At 62.1% G+C, this 20,758-nt stretch carries 21 protein-coding genes; 16 read left to right on the forward strand and 5 right to left on the reverse strand.

Features of this window, described 5'->3' with window-relative positions:
- Positions 1 to 31: 31 nt before the first annotated feature.
- From yaaA to ACP154_RS00890, 3 genes are all read left to right on the forward strand, one after another.
- Entirely contained in the window at positions 32 to 805 is a 774-nt protein-coding gene (yaaA, locus tag ACP154_RS00880) for a peroxide stress protein YaaA (RefSeq protein WP_421857699.1), read from the forward strand.
- 110 nt (positions 806 to 915) lie between these two features.
- Positions 916 to 1,716 (forward strand): 3-hydroxybutyrate dehydrogenase, encoded by an 801-nt coding sequence (locus tag ACP154_RS00885; RefSeq protein ID WP_421857696.1) that lies wholly within the window; start codon positions 916 to 918, stop codon positions 1,714 to 1,716.
- A 2-nt stretch (positions 1,717 to 1,718) separates the two neighbouring features.
- Positions 1,719 to 2,753 (forward strand): patatin-like phospholipase family protein, encoded by a 1,035-nt coding sequence (locus ACP154_RS00890; RefSeq protein WP_421857694.1) that lies wholly within the window; start codon positions 1,719 to 1,721, stop codon positions 2,751 to 2,753.
- Positions 2,754 to 2,755: 2 nt separating this feature from the next.
- Here ACP154_RS00890 and ACP154_RS00895 read toward each other — a convergent pair whose 3' ends face one another.
- Positions 2,756 to 3,412, reverse strand: a complete 657-nt coding sequence (locus ACP154_RS00895; protein WP_421857692.1) for an SOS response-associated peptidase — start codon at positions 3,410 to 3,412, stop codon at positions 2,756 to 2,758.
- Positions 3,413 to 3,448: 36 nt separating this feature from the next.
- On the opposite strand from ACP154_RS00895, the gene ACP154_RS00900 reads away from it, so the two are divergent.
- The 3 genes from ACP154_RS00900 (at position 3,449) to ACP154_RS00910 (ending at position 6,662) form a co-directional block, all read left to right on the forward strand.
- A complete protein-coding gene (locus ACP154_RS00900; RefSeq protein ID WP_421857689.1) occupies positions 3,449 to 3,859 on the forward strand; it encodes an NUDIX hydrolase in 411 nt (136 codons plus the stop codon).
- A 680-nt stretch (positions 3,860 to 4,539) separates the two neighbouring features.
- Positions 4,540 to 6,219: a methyl-accepting chemotaxis protein gene (locus tag ACP154_RS00905; RefSeq protein ID WP_424993760.1), complete on the forward strand. Its 1,680-nt coding sequence runs from the start codon at positions 4,540 to 4,542 to the stop codon at positions 6,217 to 6,219.
- Between the two features lie 50 nt (positions 6,220 to 6,269).
- On the forward strand, positions 6,270 to 6,662 hold the full coding sequence (locus ACP154_RS00910) for a TIGR02301 family protein (RefSeq protein ID WP_421857683.1): 393 nt from the start codon (positions 6,270 to 6,272) through the stop codon (positions 6,660 to 6,662).
- 6 nt (positions 6,663 to 6,668) lie between these two features.
- Here the strand turns inward: ACP154_RS00910 and ACP154_RS00915 are convergent, their stop codons facing one another.
- On the reverse strand, positions 6,669 to 7,631 hold the full coding sequence (locus tag ACP154_RS00915; RefSeq protein ID WP_421857680.1) for a glycosyltransferase family 9 protein: 963 nt from the start codon (positions 7,629 to 7,631) through the stop codon (positions 6,669 to 6,671).
- Positions 7,632 to 7,720: 89 nt separating this feature from the next.
- Between ACP154_RS00915 and ACP154_RS00920 the strand changes: the two genes are divergently transcribed.
- The 4 genes from ACP154_RS00920 to ACP154_RS00935 all read left to right on the forward strand — a co-directional run bounded on the left by ACP154_RS00920 (position 7,721) and on the right by ACP154_RS00935 (position 11,453).
- Positions 7,721 to 8,551 carry a YgfZ/GcvT domain-containing protein gene (locus tag ACP154_RS00920; RefSeq protein WP_421857677.1) on the forward strand — a complete coding sequence of 277 codons (831 nt, stop codon included), beginning with the start codon at positions 7,721 to 7,723 and terminating at the stop codon, positions 8,549 to 8,551.
- Between the two features lie 35 nt (positions 8,552 to 8,586).
- Positions 8,587 to 9,153: a DNA-3-methyladenine glycosylase I gene (locus tag ACP154_RS00925; RefSeq protein ID WP_421857675.1), complete on the forward strand. Its 567-nt coding sequence runs from the start codon at positions 8,587 to 8,589 to the stop codon at positions 9,151 to 9,153.
- Between the two features lie 91 nt (positions 9,154 to 9,244).
- A complete protein-coding gene (locus ACP154_RS00930) occupies positions 9,245 to 10,390 on the forward strand; it encodes a beta-ketoacyl-ACP synthase III (RefSeq protein WP_424993761.1) in 1,146 nt (381 codons plus the stop codon).
- A gap of 1 nt (position 10,391) precedes the next feature.
- The gene (locus ACP154_RS00935; protein ID WP_421857669.1) at positions 10,392 to 11,453 is read left to right on the forward strand and encodes a hypothetical protein; all 1,062 of its coding nucleotides are present in this window, start codon (positions 10,392 to 10,394) and stop codon (positions 11,451 to 11,453) included.
- Between the two features lie 93 nt (positions 11,454 to 11,546).
- Here ACP154_RS00935 and ACP154_RS00940 read toward each other — a convergent pair whose 3' ends face one another.
- The 3 genes from ACP154_RS00940 to ACP154_RS00950 all read right to left on the reverse strand — a co-directional run bounded on the left by ACP154_RS00940 (position 11,547) and on the right by ACP154_RS00950 (position 14,225).
- Positions 11,547 to 12,758, reverse strand: a complete 1,212-nt coding sequence (locus ACP154_RS00940) for an ammonium transporter (protein ID WP_421857666.1) — start codon at positions 12,756 to 12,758, stop codon at positions 11,547 to 11,549.
- Between the two features lie 219 nt (positions 12,759 to 12,977).
- The gene (locus ACP154_RS00945) at positions 12,978 to 13,358 is read right to left on the reverse strand and encodes a hypothetical protein (protein WP_421857663.1); all 381 of its coding nucleotides are present in this window, start codon (positions 13,356 to 13,358) and stop codon (positions 12,978 to 12,980) included.
- A gap of 33 nt (positions 13,359 to 13,391) precedes the next feature.
- Positions 13,392 to 14,225: a universal stress protein gene (locus tag ACP154_RS00950; protein WP_421857660.1), complete on the reverse strand. Its 834-nt coding sequence runs from the start codon at positions 14,223 to 14,225 to the stop codon at positions 13,392 to 13,394.
- A 177-nt stretch (positions 14,226 to 14,402) separates the two neighbouring features.
- Here ACP154_RS00950 and ACP154_RS00955 point away from each other — a divergent pair, with 177 nt between their 5' ends.
- The 6 genes from ACP154_RS00955 (at position 14,403) to nadC (ending at position 20,754) form a co-directional block, all read left to right on the forward strand.
- Positions 14,403 to 14,978 (forward strand): YfbR-like 5'-deoxynucleotidase, encoded by a 576-nt coding sequence (locus tag ACP154_RS00955; RefSeq protein WP_421857658.1) that lies wholly within the window; start codon positions 14,403 to 14,405, stop codon positions 14,976 to 14,978.
- A complete protein-coding gene (locus ACP154_RS00960) occupies positions 14,975 to 15,958 on the forward strand; it encodes an NrtR DNA-binding winged helix domain-containing protein (protein WP_107711259.1) in 984 nt (327 codons plus the stop codon). The genes ACP154_RS00955 and ACP154_RS00960 overlap by 4 nt, the downstream gene beginning before the upstream one ends.
- 213 nt (positions 15,959 to 16,171) lie before the next feature.
- Positions 16,172 to 17,305 (forward strand): quinolinate synthase NadA, encoded by a 1,134-nt coding sequence (gene nadA / locus ACP154_RS00965; protein WP_421857655.1) that lies wholly within the window; start codon positions 16,172 to 16,174, stop codon positions 17,303 to 17,305.
- A 54-nt stretch (positions 17,306 to 17,359) separates the two neighbouring features.
- The gene (locus ACP154_RS00970) at positions 17,360 to 18,385 is read left to right on the forward strand and encodes a hypothetical protein (protein WP_421857652.1); all 1,026 of its coding nucleotides are present in this window, start codon (positions 17,360 to 17,362) and stop codon (positions 18,383 to 18,385) included.
- Positions 18,373 to 19,905 (forward strand): L-aspartate oxidase, encoded by a 1,533-nt coding sequence (locus tag ACP154_RS00975; RefSeq protein ID WP_421857650.1) that lies wholly within the window; start codon positions 18,373 to 18,375, stop codon positions 19,903 to 19,905. Before ACP154_RS00970 ends, ACP154_RS00975 begins: the two co-directional genes overlap by 13 nt.
- Before the next feature lie 3 nt (positions 19,906 to 19,908).
- On the forward strand, positions 19,909 to 20,754 hold the full coding sequence (gene nadC / locus ACP154_RS00980) for a carboxylating nicotinate-nucleotide diphosphorylase (RefSeq protein WP_421857648.1): 846 nt from the start codon (positions 19,909 to 19,911) through the stop codon (positions 20,752 to 20,754).
- Positions 20,755 to 20,758: the final 4 nt, after the last annotated feature.

The following is a 20,758-nucleotide window of genomic DNA, read 5'->3' on the forward strand; positions in this document are numbered from 1 at the left end:
TATCTCTGCCTCATAGACGACGGAGACGCCCATGCTGATTCTGCTTTCGCCCGCCAAGAAGCTCGATTTCTCAGAGCGGGGCCACGCCCCGACCGCAACGCGCCCGGCCCTTATGGAGCGGACGAAAGAGCTGTCCAAGACCACCGCGAAACTGTCGGCATCCAAGATCAAATCGCTAATGCATCTCAGCGATGATCTGGCCGATCTTAATCGTGAACGGTTCAAGGCGTTTGATCCTGACAGCACGGACGGTCGCCCGGCGGCGATGGCGTTTAACGGCGAAGTCTATTCGGGTCTGGACGCCCCGTCCCTCAGCGCTGAGGACCTGCAATGGGCGCAGCAGCGCCTTCGCATCCTGTCGGGCCTTTATGGCGCTTTACGGCCGCTCGACACGATCCAGCCCTATCGCCTTGAGATGGGCACGCGCCTGAAGACGCCCAAAGGTGGCAATCTCTATGACTTCTGGGGCGAGGATATCGCCGATCTACTGAAATCCGATCTCAATGGTCATCCGTCTCAAACCGTGATCAATCTGGCGTCCAACGAGTATTCCAAGGCGGCGAAGCTGAAATCACTGGGCGTTCCGGTGATCAGCGTCGATTTCAAGGAAGAAAAAGACGGCCAGCTGCGCGCATTGATGGTCTACGCCAAGAAGGCGCGCGGCCTGATGGCGCGCTGGATCATCGAGAACCGGATCGAAGATCCGCAGCGCCTGCAGGACTTCAACGAAGAAGGCTATCGCTTTGAGCCAGAGGGCTCGACGCCAGACAAGCTGCTGTTCACGCGCCCTCAACCGCCCAAGTAGAGCTGAGACAAAGCCAGTCCGCGGTCTATCAGGAGCGATCCGGACTTGACGCGGCTGCGAAATTCATCACCTGTTGAAGCTCTGCAATCGCTGTGTCTGGAGACCTGTTCATGAGCTCGATCCGTGTGGACCTGTCAGGCCATGCCGCCGTCATCACCGGCTCTACATCCGGCATCGGCCTTGCCATGGCTGAAGGTCTGGCGGCAAACGGCGCCGACATTGTTCTCAATGGCTTGGGCGACGCTGACACCATCGAGACAGAGCGTCAGCGCCTTCAGGACAGCTATGGTGTGACCGTGCTTTATCACGGCGCCAACATGCTCAAGCCTGACGAGATCGCAGATCTGATCGCCTTCACTGCGCGCGAACTGGGGCGTCTCGATATTCTGGTCAATTGCGCCGGCATCCAACACGTCGCCCCGATCGAGGAGTTTCCCGCCGACAAATGGGACGCCATCATCGGCATCAACCTGACCAGCGCCTTTCACACCATCAAGCACGCCGTGCCGATCATGAAGGCGCAAGGCCGCGGACGCATCGTCAACATCGCCTCGGCCCACGCGCTGCGCGCCAGCCCGTTCAAAGCCGCGTATGTCGCCGCAAAACACGGCATGATGGGGCTGACCAAGACCGTGGCGCTGGAAACCGCGGAAGACGGCGTCACCGTTAATTGCATCAATCCAGGCTATGTGAAGACGCCGCTGGTGGAGAACCAGATCGCCGACACCGCCAAGGCGCGCGGCATTTCCGAAGAAGAAGTGGTGCGCGACGTGATGTTGTCCGCCCAGCCCACCAAGAAATTCGTCACCTATAACGAGCTGGTCGGCGCGCTCCTCTATCTGGTCAGTGATGACGGGGCGAATGTGAACGGCAACGCCATCACCATTGATGGCGGCTGGACCGCCAAATAGCGATGACCGGGTCGGCCTCCTCTTCGTCGACCCGCGAACGGTCGGACACCCCCCGCCCTGTCTCGCTGGCGCTGCAAGGCGGCGGCGCGCATGGCGCTTTCACATGGGGCGTGCTGGATGCGCTATTGGAAGACGGGCGCCTGTCCGCCAAAGCCATCAGCGCGACCAGCGCCGGCGCCATGAACGCCTGCGCCCTGGCCATGGGTCAGGTGCGCGGCGGGGCTGAAGGCGCGCGCGAGGCGCTGGAGGATTTCTGGCGCGCCGTGTCCCGGGCCGGCGGCGGCTTCATGCGCGCGCCGGGCCTGTTCAAATTCGCGCCCTGGCTGGACGCCCTGACCCGGCTGACCAGCCCCTATGACACCAACCCGTTCGGCTATGATCCGCTCAGCCATATCCTGGACCGGCAAATCGATTTTGACGCTGTTCACGCCTGCCAGGACATCCAGCTGTTCATTGCGGCGACCTGCGTGACCACAGGGCGCAGCCGTGTTTTCAACGGGGCGGAGGTGACACGAGATGCGGTTCGCGCCTCAGCCACGCTGCCCTTTTTGCATCAGGCGGTCGACATAGACGGCGAGCCGTTCTGGGATGGCGGTTTCACCGGCAATCCGGCGCTCTGGCCGCTCATTTACGCGGATGCGCCCCATGACGTTCTGATCGTGCACATCAATCCGGTGGAGCGCGCCGGAACGCCGAAAACAGCCGAAGACATCCTCAACCGGGTCAATGAGATCACCTTTAACGCCAGCCTGCTGGCTGAATTGCGCGCCATCGCCTTCGTCAAGCGCCTGATCAAGGATGATCTGCTCAAGGACCCGCGCAAGGCCCGGCTGAGCGATATCCGCCTGCATTCGATCCGCGCCGACGATGCGTTGTCGCAGTTTCCCGCCTCCAGCAAATACGACGCCAGCTGGGGCTTTCTCACCGATCTGCGCGACCGGGGCCGCGAAGCGGCGCAGAACTGGCTGGAAACCTGCGCCGACAAGGTGGGACGCGACTCAAGTGTGGACGTCCGCAAGGAGTTTCTGGGCGATTAGCCTCACTCGGGCTTGATCAGACCCGCATCGTTCTCCCGCACCGCATTCACCCGCACCGACGCCTTGCGCAAGGTCAGCGCGCCTTCTGGCGGCGCCTTCAGAAAAGGCTGCGGATCAGTCTCGGGGTTCAGCCAGTCGGCGTAGCGTCCCTCGGGGATGAAGACCGGGCTGCGATGGTGGATATGGGCGATGTCAGGGCTGGCCGCCGTCGTGAGAATGGCGAAGCTGTCGATCCGGTCTGCGCCCTCGCCCCAGCGCTCCCACACCCCAGCCATCACCATGGGCTGACCGTCGGTGCGGGTGATGTACCAGGGCTGTTTGGCGCCGGTCTCATCCTTTGACCATTCATAAAACCCGTCTGCGGGGACCAGCGCCCGACGACGTTGCAAGGCCTGGCGAAAACTGGGCTTGTCAGCAGCAGTTTCAGAGCGGGCGTTGATCAGGGGTTTTGAGCCATCTGGGCCGGTTTTGGACCAGTGCGGCACGAGCCCCCAGCGCACATTGGTCAGACGAAAATCAGCCTGCCGCCCCAGACGGATGATCGGCAAAGCCTGGGTCGGCGCCGCATTCCAGCTGGGCGGATAATTCAAACGATCCAGCTTACCAAACAGGGCTTCGAGCTGGACCAGGCTCAAACTCATGACATAACGACCGCACATACCCTTTCCTCCCGTCTGCATGCAGCGAGGTCAAGCATGAAGGATCTGCCCCGTATCAGCGTTGGCCTGGTGGTCTGGCGCGCCGACGAGGTGCTGCTGATCCGGCGCGCCAATCCGCCCTATCAAGGCTGCTGGTCCATTCCCGGCGGCAAGGTGGAGTTCGGCGAAACCCTGCACGACGCCGCCCTGCGCGAGCTGAGGGAAGAAACCGGGATCGAGGCCGCCATCGAAGGCCTGATCGACGTCTTTGAATCCATCACCCCGCATGGCCATTACGTGATGGCCGATTACAGCGCGCGCTGGCGCTCCGGCGAGCCGCAAGCCGGCGATGACGCGCTGGACGCGGCCTTCTTCCCCATCGCCAAAGCCAGCGAGAAAGTATCCTGGGACATCACCCGCACAGCACTGCAACACAGTTTCGCGCTGCGGCGCGCTCTTAAGCCTTGAATTCGCCCTGTTCCTACTGAGGTGCCGGACATGAGCTGCATGCCCCTCCCGTTTCCCTCTGCGCGAAACCATACCGGAGCTGTAGGCGCAGAAACGCTGATATGCGGCGCAGACGCGGAAATGGGGTTTTCATGCGCTGCCGCTCCAGGCGTACGGGCACTGAATTCTTGTTCGAAACGGCCCTCATTGAGCACACCACAACCCAAAGCTTGTAAAAATTCAACAATATTAATACCCATTATTATACTAAGGTATAACTTCATTATATTGTCAAAATCTATGAAGCACTTCATTAATCTGTTTATAACTAGTCATTGCAAATAAATTGCGAGTTCAGGCTTTCCTATGAAAGAGGCTTTCTGCCTAACTGTCAGCCCCAGAAGGATAAATCAATGCTGAAACTATCCCTGAAACACCAGCTCGTGGGTGCATTTTTCTCACTGACTGCGCTCGTTTTGATCGTTGGGGTTATAGGCGGGCTAGGCAGCCGTACACTTGGCGGCATCTTTACAGATTATCGCGGGGCTTCACTTGAAAGCCTCTCACTCAACACAATCAAACTTGAATTGGTGCAAGCGCGGATAGCCGGTTTCCAATGGCGCACGAGCGGAAACCCTGAAAGGGCAGACGAATTCAGTGGGTACGTAGACACCACAGTGCAAAATCTAGACGCTCTCGGAATGCCAGAGGCTGCAGATCATGCGCGTGAATACCAGGCGGCTTTTATGGCCGCTGTCCAGCATCAAGCTGAACGCGAACGACAGTTTGAGATTCTGGCTGAAACGGGTACAGCGATCCGAGCGCGCCTGTCAGACGTCATGGAATCCGCCTATGCCGATGGCGATGCTGAGGCCTCTTATTTTACAGGGCTTGCGCAGGAAAAACTGTTGCTGTCGCGCTTCTATGCCGAGCGTTTTCTGACTGACAATGCAGAGGCGTCAGCCGTACGAGCAATAAGCGAACTCGATGCGGTGCAGAACGCGCTGAACACGCTTTTGACCGTCTTGGAAAATCCGCAACGTCGCAGCCTGACGCAGGAATCCCTAACTGGCGTTAATCGTTTTGCCGTTGCATTCAATGCGATTAGAGACGCCATCAATGCACGCAATTCAGAGCTTGACCGCATGGACAGCATCGGGCCGCTGCTTGCTGAGGCTGTAGACACTCGCAGGCTCGAAACCGTTGACCGCCAGGACACCCTTGGTGCGCAAGCAGAGGAATCCTCACAGAGCACACAAGTGCTAGTCTTCGGCTCCGCAGTCATCAGCGTGGTATTGGCTATTATTCTCGCCTTCTTCCTCGCCCGCAGCATCACCGGGGCAATCAAGCGTGCGGTTCAAGCAATGCAGGAATTGTCCGATGGCAATAAACAGATTGAGATCAAAGGCGTTGAGAGGTCTGATGAACTTGGCGACATGGCGCGCGCGCTGACTGTCTTCAGAGATAACGCGTTGGAAATGGATCGACTGCAGGCCGAACAGGCCGCAGCTGAGGAACGAACCGCCCGCGAGCGCAAAGACGCCATGATGGCGCTGGCGGACCAGTTTGAGAGCCAGGTCGGTTCAGTGATTCAATCCCTGTCCGACGCAGCTGTGAACATGCAATCGCGATCACAGACGCTGAACGAGAGCGTGGATGACACCAATGAGCGCGCCTCTTCGGTTGCAGCGGCCGCTGAGCAGGCGTCCGGCAATGTCGAGGCTGTAGCGTCCGCCGCCGAAGAGCTGACCGCCTCTATCCGCGAAATCGCAACCCAAGTGACCTCATCTTCCAACGCCGTGCAGGCTTCCAATGAACGCGCCGCAATCAGCAGCCAGCAGCTCGACCGTCTGAATGAAGCTGTGGCGGGCGCGGACGAGATCGTCCAGGCGATCAACGCTGTCGCGGACCAGACCAATCTGCTCGCCTTGAACGCCACGATCGAGGCTGCCCGGGCCGGGGAGGCGGGCAAAGGGTTCGCTGTCGTCGCGAGCGAAGTCAAAGCGCTGGCCGAACAGACCCAGAAACTGACAGAAGAGATCGCGGACCGTCTGAGCGACATCGGAAGGACCTCCACCGACGCCATTAACGCCACGCGCGAAATTATCAGCCAGGTGCGTGAGATCGACACGACCACACAGGCGCTCGCCTCCGCAGTGGAAGAGCAAACTGCAGCGACGGGCGAGATTTCCAGCAACGCCCAGCAAGCCGCCCAAGGCACACGCACCGTGACGGTGGACGTCACCGGCATTCAAGGCGCAGTGTCTCAAACCACCACCGTCTCAGAGGAAGTGAACACAGCGGCGAAGACGCTCAAGACCAGTTCAGAGCATCTGCGCAGCGAAGTTGAGCGCTTCCTGGATACCGTCCGCGCGGCGTAAACACGCTCTTAAGCCTTGAATTTGCCCTGTTCCGCGTTCAGGAACAGGGCATGGTGTTGAGATCCCTCATCCTTGTGTTCGGCCTGTGCGCCGCGATGGCGTCTGTGGCGGACGCCCAGACGATCCGCCGGCCGCCGAGCTATGTGGACCCCTATCCGGTCGAGTCCCTCGCCCGGGTGATGGGAGAGATGCATTATCTCGACTTCGCCTGCAAAGGCCGCAATTCCCAAGGCTGGCGCGACGCCATGCTGGAGCTGTTGGAGCATGAAGCGCCGACTCGCGGCTCCTACCGGCAACGCCTGGTGGATCGCTTCAATGAAGGCTTTCGCATTCAGGAACGTCGGACGCCGCGTTGCGGCGCGGAAGAAGAAATGGTGCGTCAGGCGCTCGCCGCAGAAGGCGAGACGCTCTCCGAGCAATTGCGGCGCACCTATCTGCAGTAAAACGGCTCAGACACGCTCGGTCTGCGCGAGCAATTCACGCGCCGCCCGCTCCACCTGATCCACCTGCAAAGCGCCCATCAGCGACTGCGTGCTGGTGTCCGCCAGGGCGCGACGCTCGCGCTCGTCAAACCGGTCACCGGCGCGCACGATTTGCGCGGCCTCGCCCCACGGCGCATAGAGCCGCTCGTCGGTGGGGCCGAACAGACCCAGCGTTGGCGCGCCGGCCGCCGCCGCCATATGCATCAGGCCGCTATCATTGCCCACAAAAAGACGCGCGCGCTTCAGACAGGCCCCCGCCTCGACCAGATCAAGCTGCCCAGTCAGATCAATCACGGTCCGCTCGCCCAAGCCCTGCGCCACCGCTTTCGCGCGCGCTTCATCGCCCGGGCCGCCGAACAGAGCGATCGCTGCGCCCGGCAACGCGCCGCCCGGCGCGGTCAGGCGCAGCGCCAGTTCAGAGAACCGTTCGGTCGGCCATTCCTTGAACACAGCCGAAGCGGCGGGCGAGAGCGCCAGAACAGGACGGTCTGCGGGCAACTCGGCGTCAGCGCGGGCCTGAGCGGCGGCATCAAGCCAGAGTCGTGTTCCCGGCGCCGTCTCAAGCCTGAGTACGTCGGCAGCTTCCTCAACCCGGTGACGCACGCCGGATTTGGGATTGGGGCGTTTGACATAGCGCTGGCCGGCCCAGAGGAACCAGCTCGTCAAAGACCCGCGCATGTCCACTACAATATCCCAGCGCTGGCCCACGCTTTGCCGCCAGAGCGACAGCCAGTGACCGCCGCCTTTTTGCTTTGTCATCACAATGACCCGCTCCACCCCCGGCGCTGCACGAAACAGCGGCGCAGCCAGCGGCCCGCACGCGACAGTGATGCGCGCGTCGGCATGGGCGTCGATGAGATGCTGCAGCACGCCCGAATTGAGAATGGCGTCGCCGATGCGGGTGGCGGTGATGAACAGGATGCGCGTCATGATGCTCCGCACTTAGCCTGACACGGCCTGCAGCGCCAGTCTCTGGCGCCCTCTTGATTGCGGGACCGCTTCAGCCCCATCTAGCGTCTATGACCCAAGACTATCTCACCACCCTGCCCGATCGCGCCGTCCTCGCCATCACCGGTCCGGACGCGCGCAGTTTTCTCCAGCGCGTGATCACGCATGGCCCGGAAGGCGTGACGCCCGAGCGCGCCATGCTGTCCGCGCTATTGACACCGCAGGGCAAGGTGCTGGCCGACCTGATCATCTTTGACGATGGCGAGGGCGGGCTTTTTTTCGATGTGCCCGCCAGTGAAGCAGAGGCTTTGCTCAAGCGGTTCACGCTGTACCGCTTGCGCTCGGACGCTGCGCTCGACCTGCGTGACGATCTGTCAGTGATCGCCGCCCGCGGTGAAGGCGAGGCCGAATTGCGCACCGTGGCGCTGGCCGCCAGTCCCGATCCGCGCCACACAGCCATAGGCTGGCGCGCTATCGCGCCGGCGGGCGGCCCCGCGAGCGATCTGGACGCCTATCACACCGCACGCATCACAGCGGGCGCGCCTGAAATGAGCGCCGATTTCGGTCCCTCCGAAGTCTTCTCCACCGATGTGAACCATGATCTGCTGGGCGGGATTGATTACAAGAAGGGCTGTTTTGTCGGCCAGGAGGTCGCCAGCCGCATGCACCGCAAAGGCGGCGTGCGCAAACGCACCTTGCGCCTGTCCTCCAACACGCAAGCCCAGCCCGGCGATCCGGTTCAGGCGGGCGACGTCTCGCTCGGCGCGGTCAGCTCGGCGGCGCCCGGATGCGCGCTGGCCCGGCTGCGGGTCGACCGACTGAAAGACGCACTGGCGGACGGCGCCCCCCTGACGCTGGGCGGCGCCCCGGTGCAGGTGATCGACGACCTCGACGCGCTCTGAAACGCAGACCTGCATTCTAGCTGGAAGGCCCCTCCATGACCGAGCGTTGCCCGTGGTGCGGAACCGATCCGCTGTACACGCACTATCACGACACCGAATGGGGCGTGCCGGAATGGGAGTCGCGCGCCCTGTGGGAAAAGCTCATTCTGGATGGTTTTCAGGCCGGGCTCGCCTGGATCACCATTTTGCGCAAGCGCGACACCTTGCGAGAAGCGTTTCACGGCTTCGACCCTGAACGCATCGCACGCTATGACGACGCGGATATGGAGCGCCTGCTCGGCAATCCCGGAATCATCCGGTCACGCTCGAAAATAAAAGCCGCCATCGGCAATGCGCAGGCCTATCTGGAGATGGCGGAACGGGGTGAAGATTTTTCTGATTATCTGTGGGGCTTTATGGATGGCGCCCCGCATATCAACCGGTTCAGAACCCAAAGCGAGGTCCCAACCCAGACCGAATTGAGCCAGACCCTCTCAAAAGATCTGAAAAACCGGGGCTTTAAGTTTTGCGGGCCCGTGATCGTCTACGCCTTCATGGAGGCGGTGGGGATGGTCAATGACCATCTTGTGACCTGTCACCGCCACCCGGAGGTTACGAATTAGCGCCAAGGCTGCGTGGAAGCGGTTGGCGCTGAGCGCTTGGTGCGGCTAAGTTGCGCACCTTCTACTAAAGAATCTTGCGTCGGAGCTTTTCATGACCGCGGCCGTAATTCGTTCCACTGGCTTGTGGACGCCAGACAACTCCATCTCAAATGAGGAGTTGGTCAAAAGCTTCAACGCCTATGTCGCGCAATACAATGAAGGGCATGCGTCCGATATTGAGGCGGGACTGACCGAACCCCTCTCTCCGTCCTCAGCCGGGTTCGTGGAAAAAGCCTCTGGGATCAAGTCGCGCTTCGTCATCGACAAGGAAGGCGTACTGGACACCCGCCGGATGAAGCCCTTCATCCCGGCCCGCGCCAACACCGAAATCTCGATCCTGGCCGAGATCGGCGTCAAGGCCTGCGAGGATGCGCTGAAGCGCGCGGGCAAGTCCGCCGCTGATGTGGATGGGGTGATCGTCGCTGCTTCCAAACTGCAACGCGGCTATCCCGCCGTCGCCGTGGAAATCCAGGACGCGCTCGGGATTGAAGACGGCTTCGGCTTTGACATGAATGTGGCCTGTTCGTCGGCGACCTTCGGCATCCAGACCGCCGCGGACCAGATCGCGGCGGGTCATGCGCGCGCCATTCTGGTGGTGAATCCGGAAATCTGCTCGGCGCATCTGAACTGGTGCGATCGCGACAGCCATTTCATTTTCGGCGATGTGGCGACCGCCATCTTGCTGGAGCGTGAAGACCTCGGGGATGGCGGCTGGCGCATTCTGGGCACCAAGCTGAAGACCAAGTTCTCCAACAATATTCGCAATAATTTCGGCTTCCTGAACCGCACTGAACGCGCCACAGGCGACGCGTCTCGCGAAGACCTGCTCGCGCCCAAGGACGACAAGCTGTTCATCCAGGAAGGCCGCAAGGTGTTCAAGGAAGTCGTGCCGATGGTGTCGGACATGATCCGCACCCATATGGGCGAGCTGGGGCTTGAAGCGGATGATATGCGCCGGGTCTGGCTGCACCAGGCCAACATCAACATGAACCTCATGATCGCCAAAAAGGTGTTCGGCCGCGAAGCGGGCGGTGAAGACGCGCCGACCATTCTGGACGAATACGCCAACACCTCCTCGGCCGGCTCCATCATCGCCTTTCACAAGCATTCCGACGATTTCGACGCGGGCGAGAAGGGTGTGATCTGTTCGTTCGGCGCCGGTTATTCCGCCGGCACGGTCTTTGTGGAGCGGCTTTGAAGTGAACCTTCCCGCCGATACCGCGCTGTTCGCCCGCGTTCTGGCGAAAACCCACGAATACCTCGACTTCCCGTCTGTGGTCGGGCACGAAACGCCGTTCCTTGACCATCTGGCGCGTGATTTCACTGCCCTGGGCTGCACGGTCGATCGTCCGCAAAACCTGTGCGTGATCAAGCTGGGCGAGCCCGGACCGGTCTATCTGGCGCATGCGGACCGTCATGGCGCAGTGATCGCCGAAGACGGCGCGGCTATCTACGCCGCCCACGCCGTGAAAAACACCAAATACGCCGACGGCGCCAAAGCCAGCGAAAGCTTCACGGAAATCGTCTCCAAGCGTTATGAGGGCGAGGAGGTCTTCGCCTATGATCGCAAGTCGGGCGGACGCCTGGCCTATGGCGTGATCACAGGCGCATACCTGGACCCGCAGGAGCGCCTGGTGCTGGACATTATCGGCATGCCGCCCCTGCCCGGCGGCACGCCCGTGGCGCTGGCGCGGGACGTGACGCCCAACAAGTCAGGCTTTGTGGCGGGCCAACTTGATAATCCCGTCTCCCTCGCCGCCCTGCGCATCGCCGCAGAATTCGGGCTGAACGGGACGATCATTGTCACCGCCGAGGAAGAGATCGGGCGCTCCGCCACCCATTTCCTCGATTGGGCCAGCGCGGGCGGCCTGCCGCCCACCAAAGACCTGATCGTCTGCGACACTTCCCCGTTTGATGACGGCGCCGCCGCCATGGCGGGCGCGGTCATTCTGCGCCGTCGCGACGCCACGGCGAGTTTTCATGACGCGACGATCTCACGGCTTGAAAACGCCGCCAGCCGCGCCGGCGCGCCGATGATCTTCAAGGACAGTTTCATCACCCGAGAGAACGACGCCCGCGCCCGGCGCGAGCTGCCGCTCAAATCCATGGGCCTGACCGAGCTGGGCAAGATCACCGCGAACAGCCAGGGCGTTTATGCGGGCGCCACCTTGCAGCTGCCCACTTATAACTATCATTCCAATGAAGAGACGACCTCGGTGAAGGCGCTGACCGCCTTTGTCCGCACGCTTCTGATGATCTGACAAAAAAGATCCCGCTTGGGCGCAAGGCCGAAGCGGGACCAGTCAGGGAGGATAGTCGGATCGCTTACCGTCTGGGGTGAGCGAAACTCTGTGTCAGGCGCTCTCCCCATGAAGCGCCACATCAAGGCCGGTCACCTCGTCTTCTTGCTCAACGCGCAGCTTCATCACCCGTTCCATCAGCCACAGGATGGCGAAGGTGGCGACGCCGCACCAGGCGGCTGCGGCCAGCGCGCCCCAAGTCTGGGTGAAGACCAGCATGACATTGCCCTCCACAGCACCCGGCGTGCCGCCGATGGCGGAAGAGGCGAAGACGCCGGTCAGGATCGCGCCGGCGAGGCCGCCCACGCCATGCAGGCCAAAGGCGTCCAGGCTGTCGTCATACTTGCCAAGCTTCTTCAGTCCCGTGACGCCCCAATAGGCTGCGCCCGCCGTCAGCACCCCGATCAGGAACGCTGCGTAGGGCTCGACAAAACCCGCCGCCGGCGTAATGCCCACCAGCCCCGCGATGGCGCCTGAAGCCGCGCCCAGGACCGAGGGTTTGCCGCGCAGGATCCATTCCATCAGCGCCCAGGTCAGCGCGGCGGCGGCGGCGGCGATTTGCGTCACCAGCGCGGCATGAGCGGCGAGAGCGTTCGCGCCCAGCGCAGAGCCGCCGTTAAAGCCAAACCAGCCCACCCACAGAAGACCCGCGCCGATCACCGTCAGCACCAGATTATGGGGCGGCTGACCCTCTTTGGGCCAGCCGCGCCGCGGGCCCAGCTTAAGCGCCAGCACCAGACCCGCTACACCGGCGTTGATGTGGACCACGGCCCCTCCCGCGAAATCCAGCACGCCTGCGTCATACAAAAACCCTTCGCCCCAGACCCAATGCGCGATGGGCGCATAAACCACCAGAAGCCAGACCGGCGCGAACACCATCCAGGCCTTGAAGCTGAGACGCTCTGCGGCGCCCCCGGCGATGATCGCCACGGTGATGATCGCAAACGTCATCTGAAACAGGATGAAGACCGCTTCAGGCAGGCCCGCCGCCTCGCTGTCGAGCGTCAGCCCGTTCAGGAACACTTTGCCGAAGCCGCCAAACAGGGCGCCGTCGCCGGAAAACGCGAAGGAATACCCTGCGATCACCCAGACCAGGGAGACCACCATCGCCGCGCCCAAAGACTGCATCAGCGTGGAGAGCACGTTCTGGCGGCGCACCATGCCGCCATAAAACAGCGCCAGCCCTGGCAAGGTCATCATCAGCACCAGCGCGCACGCTGTGAGTATCCACGCTACATCGCCGCCTGCAAACTCAACCTGATCCATACCCGCGCTCCTCTTCGCCCGATTGCACGGACAAAGCCTGCGCCGGAGTGCGCGCTGCTGTCAGCGCCTCAGCGTGTTTTTGCAATGCAGCAGATTATAAGCGCTCGCTCTTTGAGCGCGCTTGCCTTGATTTCGAGCAGAAGCCTTGAGTCATGTGCCCATAAAAAAAACCCCGGCGTCTGCAGCGCCGGGGTTTCATCTCAGCAGGTGAAGAACGGGCTAGCCGTTGACCTGCGTCGCTTCAGTGATCTTGTGGACCAAGTCTTCGCCATCCGCTTCGTGGATGGTGACATAATCGCCCAGCCGCAGCGTATGATCGCCCAGCTTGTAGACCGGCTCGTCCGGGCCTTCATGTTCTTCATCATAATGGAAAAACCAGTTTGAACCGCGATGGGTCAGCCAGCCATCCGCCTTGTCCGCCTCGTCCGGAGAAAACCGGATCACGGTGCAGGCTTTCTTGTGATCGCGCCAAAGAGCCGCGTCGAGCTTGCCGTCTTTGTTTAACGGCGCGGTGATCACATAGCCTTGTGAATCATCGCCTTCGGGAAATCCGGCTTCCGGATTGCGGCTCAGCCGCAGGGTCAGACGGGTTAAAGCCATCAAAGTCTCCAGTTTCGTCTTTGTCTTTGTAGATCAGTGCGCCATCAGCAAGGACGGACCGTCCTGCGCCGTCAGCAAATGCCGGGTGACGCCGCCAAACATGAATTGCGCAATCCTCGAATGCCCATAAGCGCCCGCCACCAGCAAGTCGGCCTGGGCCGCCGCTTCAAGCAATCCGTCGCCCAGACCGCTCTTGCCGTCAATCTCGCGCGATTGCGCGTCTACGCCGCGTGCGGTGAGCCAGTGAGACAGACGATTGGGCGCGGATGCGGCCCGGTCGTGATAGTCCAGATTGCGGGCGCTATGCAGGATGGTCACACCCACCCCTTTCTTGAACAGGGGCGCCGCTGCGAACGCAGCTCGCGCCGCTTCCTTGGAGCCGTCCCAGGCGATGCAAATGGATTTGGGCGGGATCGCCCCGCCCCGCGGCACATAGATGGGGCAACCTTCCTCAACCAGGCACGCAGCGGTGAAGTCCGCCAGCGAGCCCTTGCCTGCGGCCGCGCGCGGGCAGGTCACCAGCAAACGCACCAGACGCGCCTGTTCGGCGGCCTCGGACGGGCTGTCGATAATGCGCTTGAAGCTCGCGTCTTTAAGGTCATGGGCGCTGATCGCCTCATCAAACTGGCGTTGCGCCTCCACAGACGCCTTGGCGGCCTCCTCGCGCACAGTGTCGATGGCGGAGGACACCACAGACGCCCCTGCGGCGCCCGGACCGGTCCACAGCATGTAAGCGGCGGGATCAGGTTCAACGAAAAGCCCGCGAATGTCAGCGTCGAACAGAGGCGCAAGCTGGCAAGCGGCCTTCAGCGAATTGGCGTCGCTGTCAGAGCCTTGAAGGGCGACCAGAATACGTTCGGGCTTCATACAATCCTCCCACATCGTCATGAGGCCGCCAGTGTTCAGCAGCTTGGCTTGAACTTACGCTGTTTCACGCTAGGACGGAAACCGGTTGCAAGCGGTAAGGAGCGGGACAAAGTGGCGCGGTCAGGACACTCGAGCGGCAAACCCGCAGCCGACAAGCCCGTCAGGGCCTGGCAACGCATGTTGTCCGGGCGTCGGCTGGACCTGCTTGACCCCTCGCCTTTTGATGTGGAGATCGACGACATCGCCCAGGGCCTGGCGCGGGTGGCGCGCTGGAACGGTCAGACCATGGGCGATCATGCGTTTTCCGTGGCTGAGCATTCGGTTGTTGTTGAGCATTTGTGCGGCGTGCTGGAGCCGGACTGGCCCGCGAAATGGCGGCTCGCCGCCCTGCTTCATGACGCAGCAGAGTATGTGATCGGCGATATGATCTCGCCCTTCAAGGCGGCTTTGGGCTATGATTACAAGGCGTTTGAAGCCCGGCTGGAAGGGGCGATCCACATGCGTTACGGCCTGCCCCCCGAACTGCCCAAAGCCATCAAGTCCACGATCAAGCGCGCCGATCGGATCTGCGCCTATCACGAGGCGGTCCAGATCGCCGGCTTCTCGGTGGAAGAAGGCCGCAAGCTGTTTGGCCGCCCGCCGGTTGATGCGAAGGTCGAGATTGACCCGCTACCGGTGAAACAGGCGCAAATCCTGTTCCTGGAGCGCTTTCGCGCGCTGCACGCTGAAACCGAACAGGAGCTGGGACGATGAGACCCGATCTCAACACCGCGATCCAGCCGCTGGTGGTGGGCCTGAACGCGGTGATTTTCGCCGCCTCCGAAGGCGAGCTGAAAGTGCTGGTCACAGAAAGTGTAGAGGGCGGCGAGCCCGCTTTGCCTTTCGGTCCGTTTGATCCCAGCGCCCACCGCACTTTCGAGATTGGCCTGCGTGAATGGGTGCGCGGCCAGACCGGGTTTGAGCTGGGCTATGTAGAACAGCTTTACACCTTCGGCGACCGCGGCCGCGAAGCGCCGCTCGCGGCGCTCGCCGGGGCGCAGGACGCGCGCGTTCTGTCTGTGGGCTATCTGGGCCTGACGCCCGACGCCCGCCCCCTGAACAACACCGATGCGCATTGGGACAGCTGGACGCGGTTTTTCCCCTGGGAAGACCATCGCGCGGGCCGCCCGACCATCCTGACGCAAGTGATCGAGCCCGCCCTGCGCTCCTGGTGTGACGAAGCCGCGGCGCCGGGCCGCCGCGCGGCGCGCTTTGACCGGGTGCGCGTCACCTTTGGCCTCGACGGCGCGCTGTGGAACGAGGAACGGGCGCTTGATCGCTATGAGCTGCTTTATGAAGCCGGGCTGGTCGCTGAAGCCGGTCGTGATCGCGGCGAGGCGAACACCGCGCCGGATGGCATGGGCGTCGCCATGGCGTCCGACCATCGCCGCATCCTCGCCACTGCGCTGAGCCGCCTGCGCGGCAAGATCAAATATCGCGCGGTCGTGTTTGAGCTGATGGGCGACAGCTTCACCCTGTCAGATCTGCAGCGGGTGGTGGAATCTGTGTCGGGCTTTCCCTTGCACAAACAGAATTTCCGCCGCGCGCTCGACCGCGCCGGGTTCGTGGCGGGCACGGGCCGGGTGGAGAGCCAGACCGGCGGTCGCCCCGCCGAGCTGTATCGCTTCGCCCGTGAAAACCTGACCGCCGGAACGGCGCTGGGCCTGAGCATTCCGCGGGCGAAAGAGAGCTGAGGCTTATCCGGGCGTTCACCATAAGGTGAGCGGCGGCCTCGTCATGTAAGTTTCAACTTGCTCCCCCCTTTCATCGGCGTATATAAGTCCCTACTTAGGCTCATAGAGAGCAAAAGGTCGGCGACACTCACCGTGATCGCCGTCGTTTAAGGCCCCGGAAATGCTCATATCGAGCATAAGTCTGCACATAACCGGGGCTCAAGGGAGATGACCATGGACGGAATGAGCTGGACCGAGACCGGGACTGACGCATCCGAGCGCCTTTGGCCCGAGGCGAGCGCGCTTGTGTATGACGACGCCGTCAAGGCGCGCACCGATCATCTCTATGCCCGCGTCAAAGACGTGGTCACCCCGATGGAATGGCCTGCCTTTGCGCCGCTGATCGACGCCATCAATCAGCTCAAAGCGCTGCGCGGCGCGACCATTCTGGCGCACAATTATATGACGCCGGAAATCTTCAACTGCGTGGGCGATATTACCGGCGATTCCCTGAAACTGGCGCAGGTCGCCGCCGACGCCAAGGAAGACGTGATCTTGCAGGCAGGCGTGCACTTTATGGCCGAAACCGCCAAGATCCTGTCGCCCAACAAGACCGTGCTGATCCCCGACATGGAGGCCGGCTGCTCGCTCGCGAGCTCCATCACCGGCGCAGACGTGCAGGCGATCAAGGCGGCGTATCCCGACTATCCGATCGTCACCTATGTGAACACGTCGGCTGAAGTGAAGGCCTATTCGGATATCTGCTGCACCAGCTCGAACGCGGTTCAGGTGGTCGAGGCGGTCGCCCAGCAGTGGAACACCGATACGGTCATCATGATCCCCGATCAGTATCTGGCGAAAAACGTCGCCGCCCAGACCGATATCAAGATCCTGACCTGGCAGGGCGAGTGCGAAGTGCACGAGCAGTTCACGCCCGAGGACATTCAGGATCTGCGCGACGCGCACCCGGACGCGGTGATCATCACCCACCCTGAATGCCCGCCCGAAGTCATGGCCGCCGCCGATTTCGCCGGCTCCACCGGGGCGATGGCCAATTATGTGAAAGAGAAATCGCCGAAAAAGGCGATCCTGATCACCGAATGCTCGATGAGCGACAATGTCTCTGTCGAGAACCCCGGCGTTCAGTTCATCAAGCCGTGCAATCTGTGCCCGCACATGAAGCGCATCAGCCTGACCAACATCTACGAAGCGCTGCGCGACATGAAGCACGAGGTCGAGGTCGATCCGCTGATCGCGGAGAAAGCCAAGGCCAGCCTGCAAGCCATGCTGGACCTGCCCAAGGCTGAGAACCCGCCCAGCTTTGACACCGGAAAAGCGGCGGTCGCTGTGCCCTATGTGGCGATCTGATCGTGAAAAAAGCGCCCGCTCCGGCGGGCGTTTTTTTATCTGTGGTGACATGACGTGAAACACCTTGCAGTCATCGGGATTGTTACAATCATCGGCACTACAGCCGCCTTTATTGCCGCGACTTCTTTTTCAGAAGAGCGCGCCGAGGAAGATTTGTGTTTGGATGCTAATCCCCGAAGCTCTGTCGAAATTCCGCTAGAGCTAACCTTTGATGAGATAGCAGCGTCACGTGACGACGGCTCCCTGCATTGCGAGTGGGTGACGGTTCAAGGGCATTTTCGCTGGCACGAAATGAATGGTTATCTTGGCTACCTGTTTCCTGACATTCAGGACGCAACCGGAGAATATAGTGGCTACAGGCTCCAATTTGAGAGCTTTGCAGACCCTGCCGAACGCGTCTGGACCATCCGAGCGTCAGACATCGAAGTGACAGGACGAGTTCTCGACTCTTGCCGACTATCCGAGGCTCAAATTTATATTCTAGTCGCGAGACCAGAGACTACCGATTATCGGACTACACCGAGCTGCGCAGGCACTGGATCCCGAGACCTGCTTCTGGAAAAGGTGCACGTCCTTGAGCGCCTCAGTGATGTTGATCAGGTCATTTCCGAAGCATCACCAACACACCGCCTTGTTTCCGTTGACAATGCAGCCCTGACATCCCCTCTGACAGATGTTATGCGGCAATGGCTCAGCGCCATGGAACAAGACGAGGAAAGTTATTGGGCGGCACAGTTTGAAATCGGGCTTACCGAGTTCTCCATCGAAAATGCCAATGCGCTGTTTAGAACACTTACGCTGCGCGCAATCGCCAGCCCGAATGATTGGTCAAGCTTTCTGACTGGCGCCGAGACATCTCCGCTCAATCACATGCCTGACGTTGAACACCGGCAATTCCAGGTTTTCAGAACTGAGATGCCTCTTGTCGATGACTTATACGTAGGGTGTGTGTGTCTGGCCGAGGACTGCTCCACATCATGGCCCATCGCGCTAAACGACACGATGCGCCATAGCACCGACTATCTCTGCCTCTGGCTTAAGCATCATCCAGTTATGGGACCAGATCCATGGACATGGTGACCCACCCCATCCTCATTGTCGGCGCCGGGATCGCCGGGTTGTGGACGGCCTTGAAGGCTGCGCCCCATCCTGTGGTGCTGCTGACAGGTTCTCCCCTGGGGGACGGCTCCTCGACCGGCTGGGCGCAGGGCGGGGTGGCGGCGGCGCTTGGGCCTGATGACAGCGCGGCGTTGCATGCGCGCGACACGGTGATGGCGGGCGACGGACTGGTGGATGAGACCGCCGCCATGGTGCTGGCGAGCGCCGGGGCCAGCGAAGTCTGTGCGCTCTATGATCTGGGCGCCGGGTTTGAACGCACCCAGGATGGCGGCTGGTCCCTGTCGCGCGAGGCCGCCCATAGCGTGGCGCGAGTCGCGCGCATGAAAGGCGATCAGGCGGGGGCCGGCATTCTGGCCGCCCTGATCAAGGCTGTGCGCGAGGCGGACCATATCGAAATCCGCGATGGCTGGCGGGCCGAGGCCTTGCTGCCCGATCAAACCGCCGGATGCGCGGGCGTGCTGGCGCGCGATCCCGAGGGCGCGCTTCATCCGATCAAGGCGCGCCAGACCGTGCTCGCCACCGGCTCCATCGGCGGGCTCTATGCGGTCACCACCACGCCCTGGACCAGCCAGGGCCAGGCCATGGCGATGGCGGCGGCGCTGGGCGCGGTGATCCGCGATCCCGAGTTTGTCCAGTTTCACCCCACCGCCATTGATATTGGCCGCGACCCCGCGCCGCTGGCCACCGAAGCGTTGCGCGGGGATGGCGCGGTTCTGGTTGACCGCAACGGTCATCGCTTCATGCCGGACGTGCATGAGCTGGCGGACCTGGCGCCGCGCGATGTAGTCGCCCGCGCCGTCCACGCGCAAAACCTGTCCGGCAAGGGCGCATTTCTTGATGCCCGCGCCGCGATCGGCGCCGCCTTCCCCGATCACTTCCCGGCCGTGTTCAAGGCATGCCTGAGCGGCGGCGTTGATCCGCGCACAGACCCGATCCCGGTCGCCCCGGCCGCGCACTATCATATGGGCGGGATCGAAACCGATCTCGATGGATCGACAGGCGTTCCGGGCCTGTGGGCGGTGGGCGAATGCGCTTGCACCGGCGTTCACGGCGCGAACCGTCTGGCCTCCAACTCGCTTCTGGACGGGCTGGTCTTCGGCCACCGCACAGCGACAGCCATCAAGCGTGCGCCCGCGCGCGCGACATCAGCGGGTGACGCCGAAGCGCCGCCCGCCCTGCCTGACGACGCCTTGCAAAGTCTGCGCGCCGCTATCAGCGCCCAAGCGGGCGTGATCCGCGACGATGAAGGGTTGAGCCAACTTCTCAGCCTGATTGACGCGCTGCAGGCCAAACACGGATCCGCACCCGCCCTGATCGCCGCCCGCTTTCTGACCGTCGGCGCGCTGCAGCGCAAAGAAAGCCGCGGCGGGCATTGCCGTACGGACTTCCCCGCGCGCCAGGCCCTCGCCCAACCGACGCGTCTGCGCCTGGATGATATCTCCATTGCGAGCGTGAAACCCCGCCAAGCCGGAGCCGCCTGAGCCATGATCCCTCGTCTGCCGCGCCATTTGATCCACGCGCTTGTCACCACTGCGCTCGACGAAGATCTGGGCGGTCGCGGCGACGTCACTTCGCTCGCCACTATTCCCGCGGACAAGAACGCCAATTTCGTCATCAAGAGCCGCGCCCCTGGCGTGCTGGCTGGCCAGCAGCCCGCTGACGCCTGTTTTGATCTGGTGGACCCCGAGATTTCGGTGACCTGGCGCAAACATGATGGCGACGTGCTGGAGCCCGGCGATGTGGTCGCCATCGTGGACGGCCCGGCGCTCGGCATTTTGACCGCAGAACGTCCGGCGCTGAATTTTCTGGGCCGTATGAGCGGAATCGCAAGCCTGACCCGTCAATATGTCGCCGCTGTCGCTGATACCGGCGCGGTGATCGCCCATACCCGCAAAACCACGCCGGGCCTGCGCGCGGTCGAGCTGCAGGCTGTCCGCGCAGGCGGCGGCGCCTTTCATCGCTATGGCCTCGACGATGCGATATTGATCAAGGACAATCATGTGGCGGTCTGCGGCGGCGTGGACGAGGCGGTCAAGCGCGCCCGCGCCTTCGCCGGACACATGACCCGCATTGCGGTGGAAGTGGACCGGCTCGATCAGCTCGAACAGGCGCTGTCTGCCGGCGCGGAGAGCGTATTGTTGGATAATTTCAGCCTGGAAGACCTGCGCGCCGCGGTGTTGCTCACCGATGGCCGCGCCATTCTGGAAGCCTCTGGCGGGGTCACTCTCGATACGGTTCACGCCATTGCCGACACAGGCGTGGATGTGATCAGCGTGGGCGCCCTCACCCATTCCGCCCCCAATTTCGACCTGGGGCTGGATGAAGGTTAGGCTG

The sequence above is a fragment of the Oceanicaulis sp. genome (genome assembly GCF_965249665.1).
Lineage (GTDB): Bacteria > Pseudomonadota > Alphaproteobacteria > Caulobacterales > Maricaulaceae > Oceanicaulis.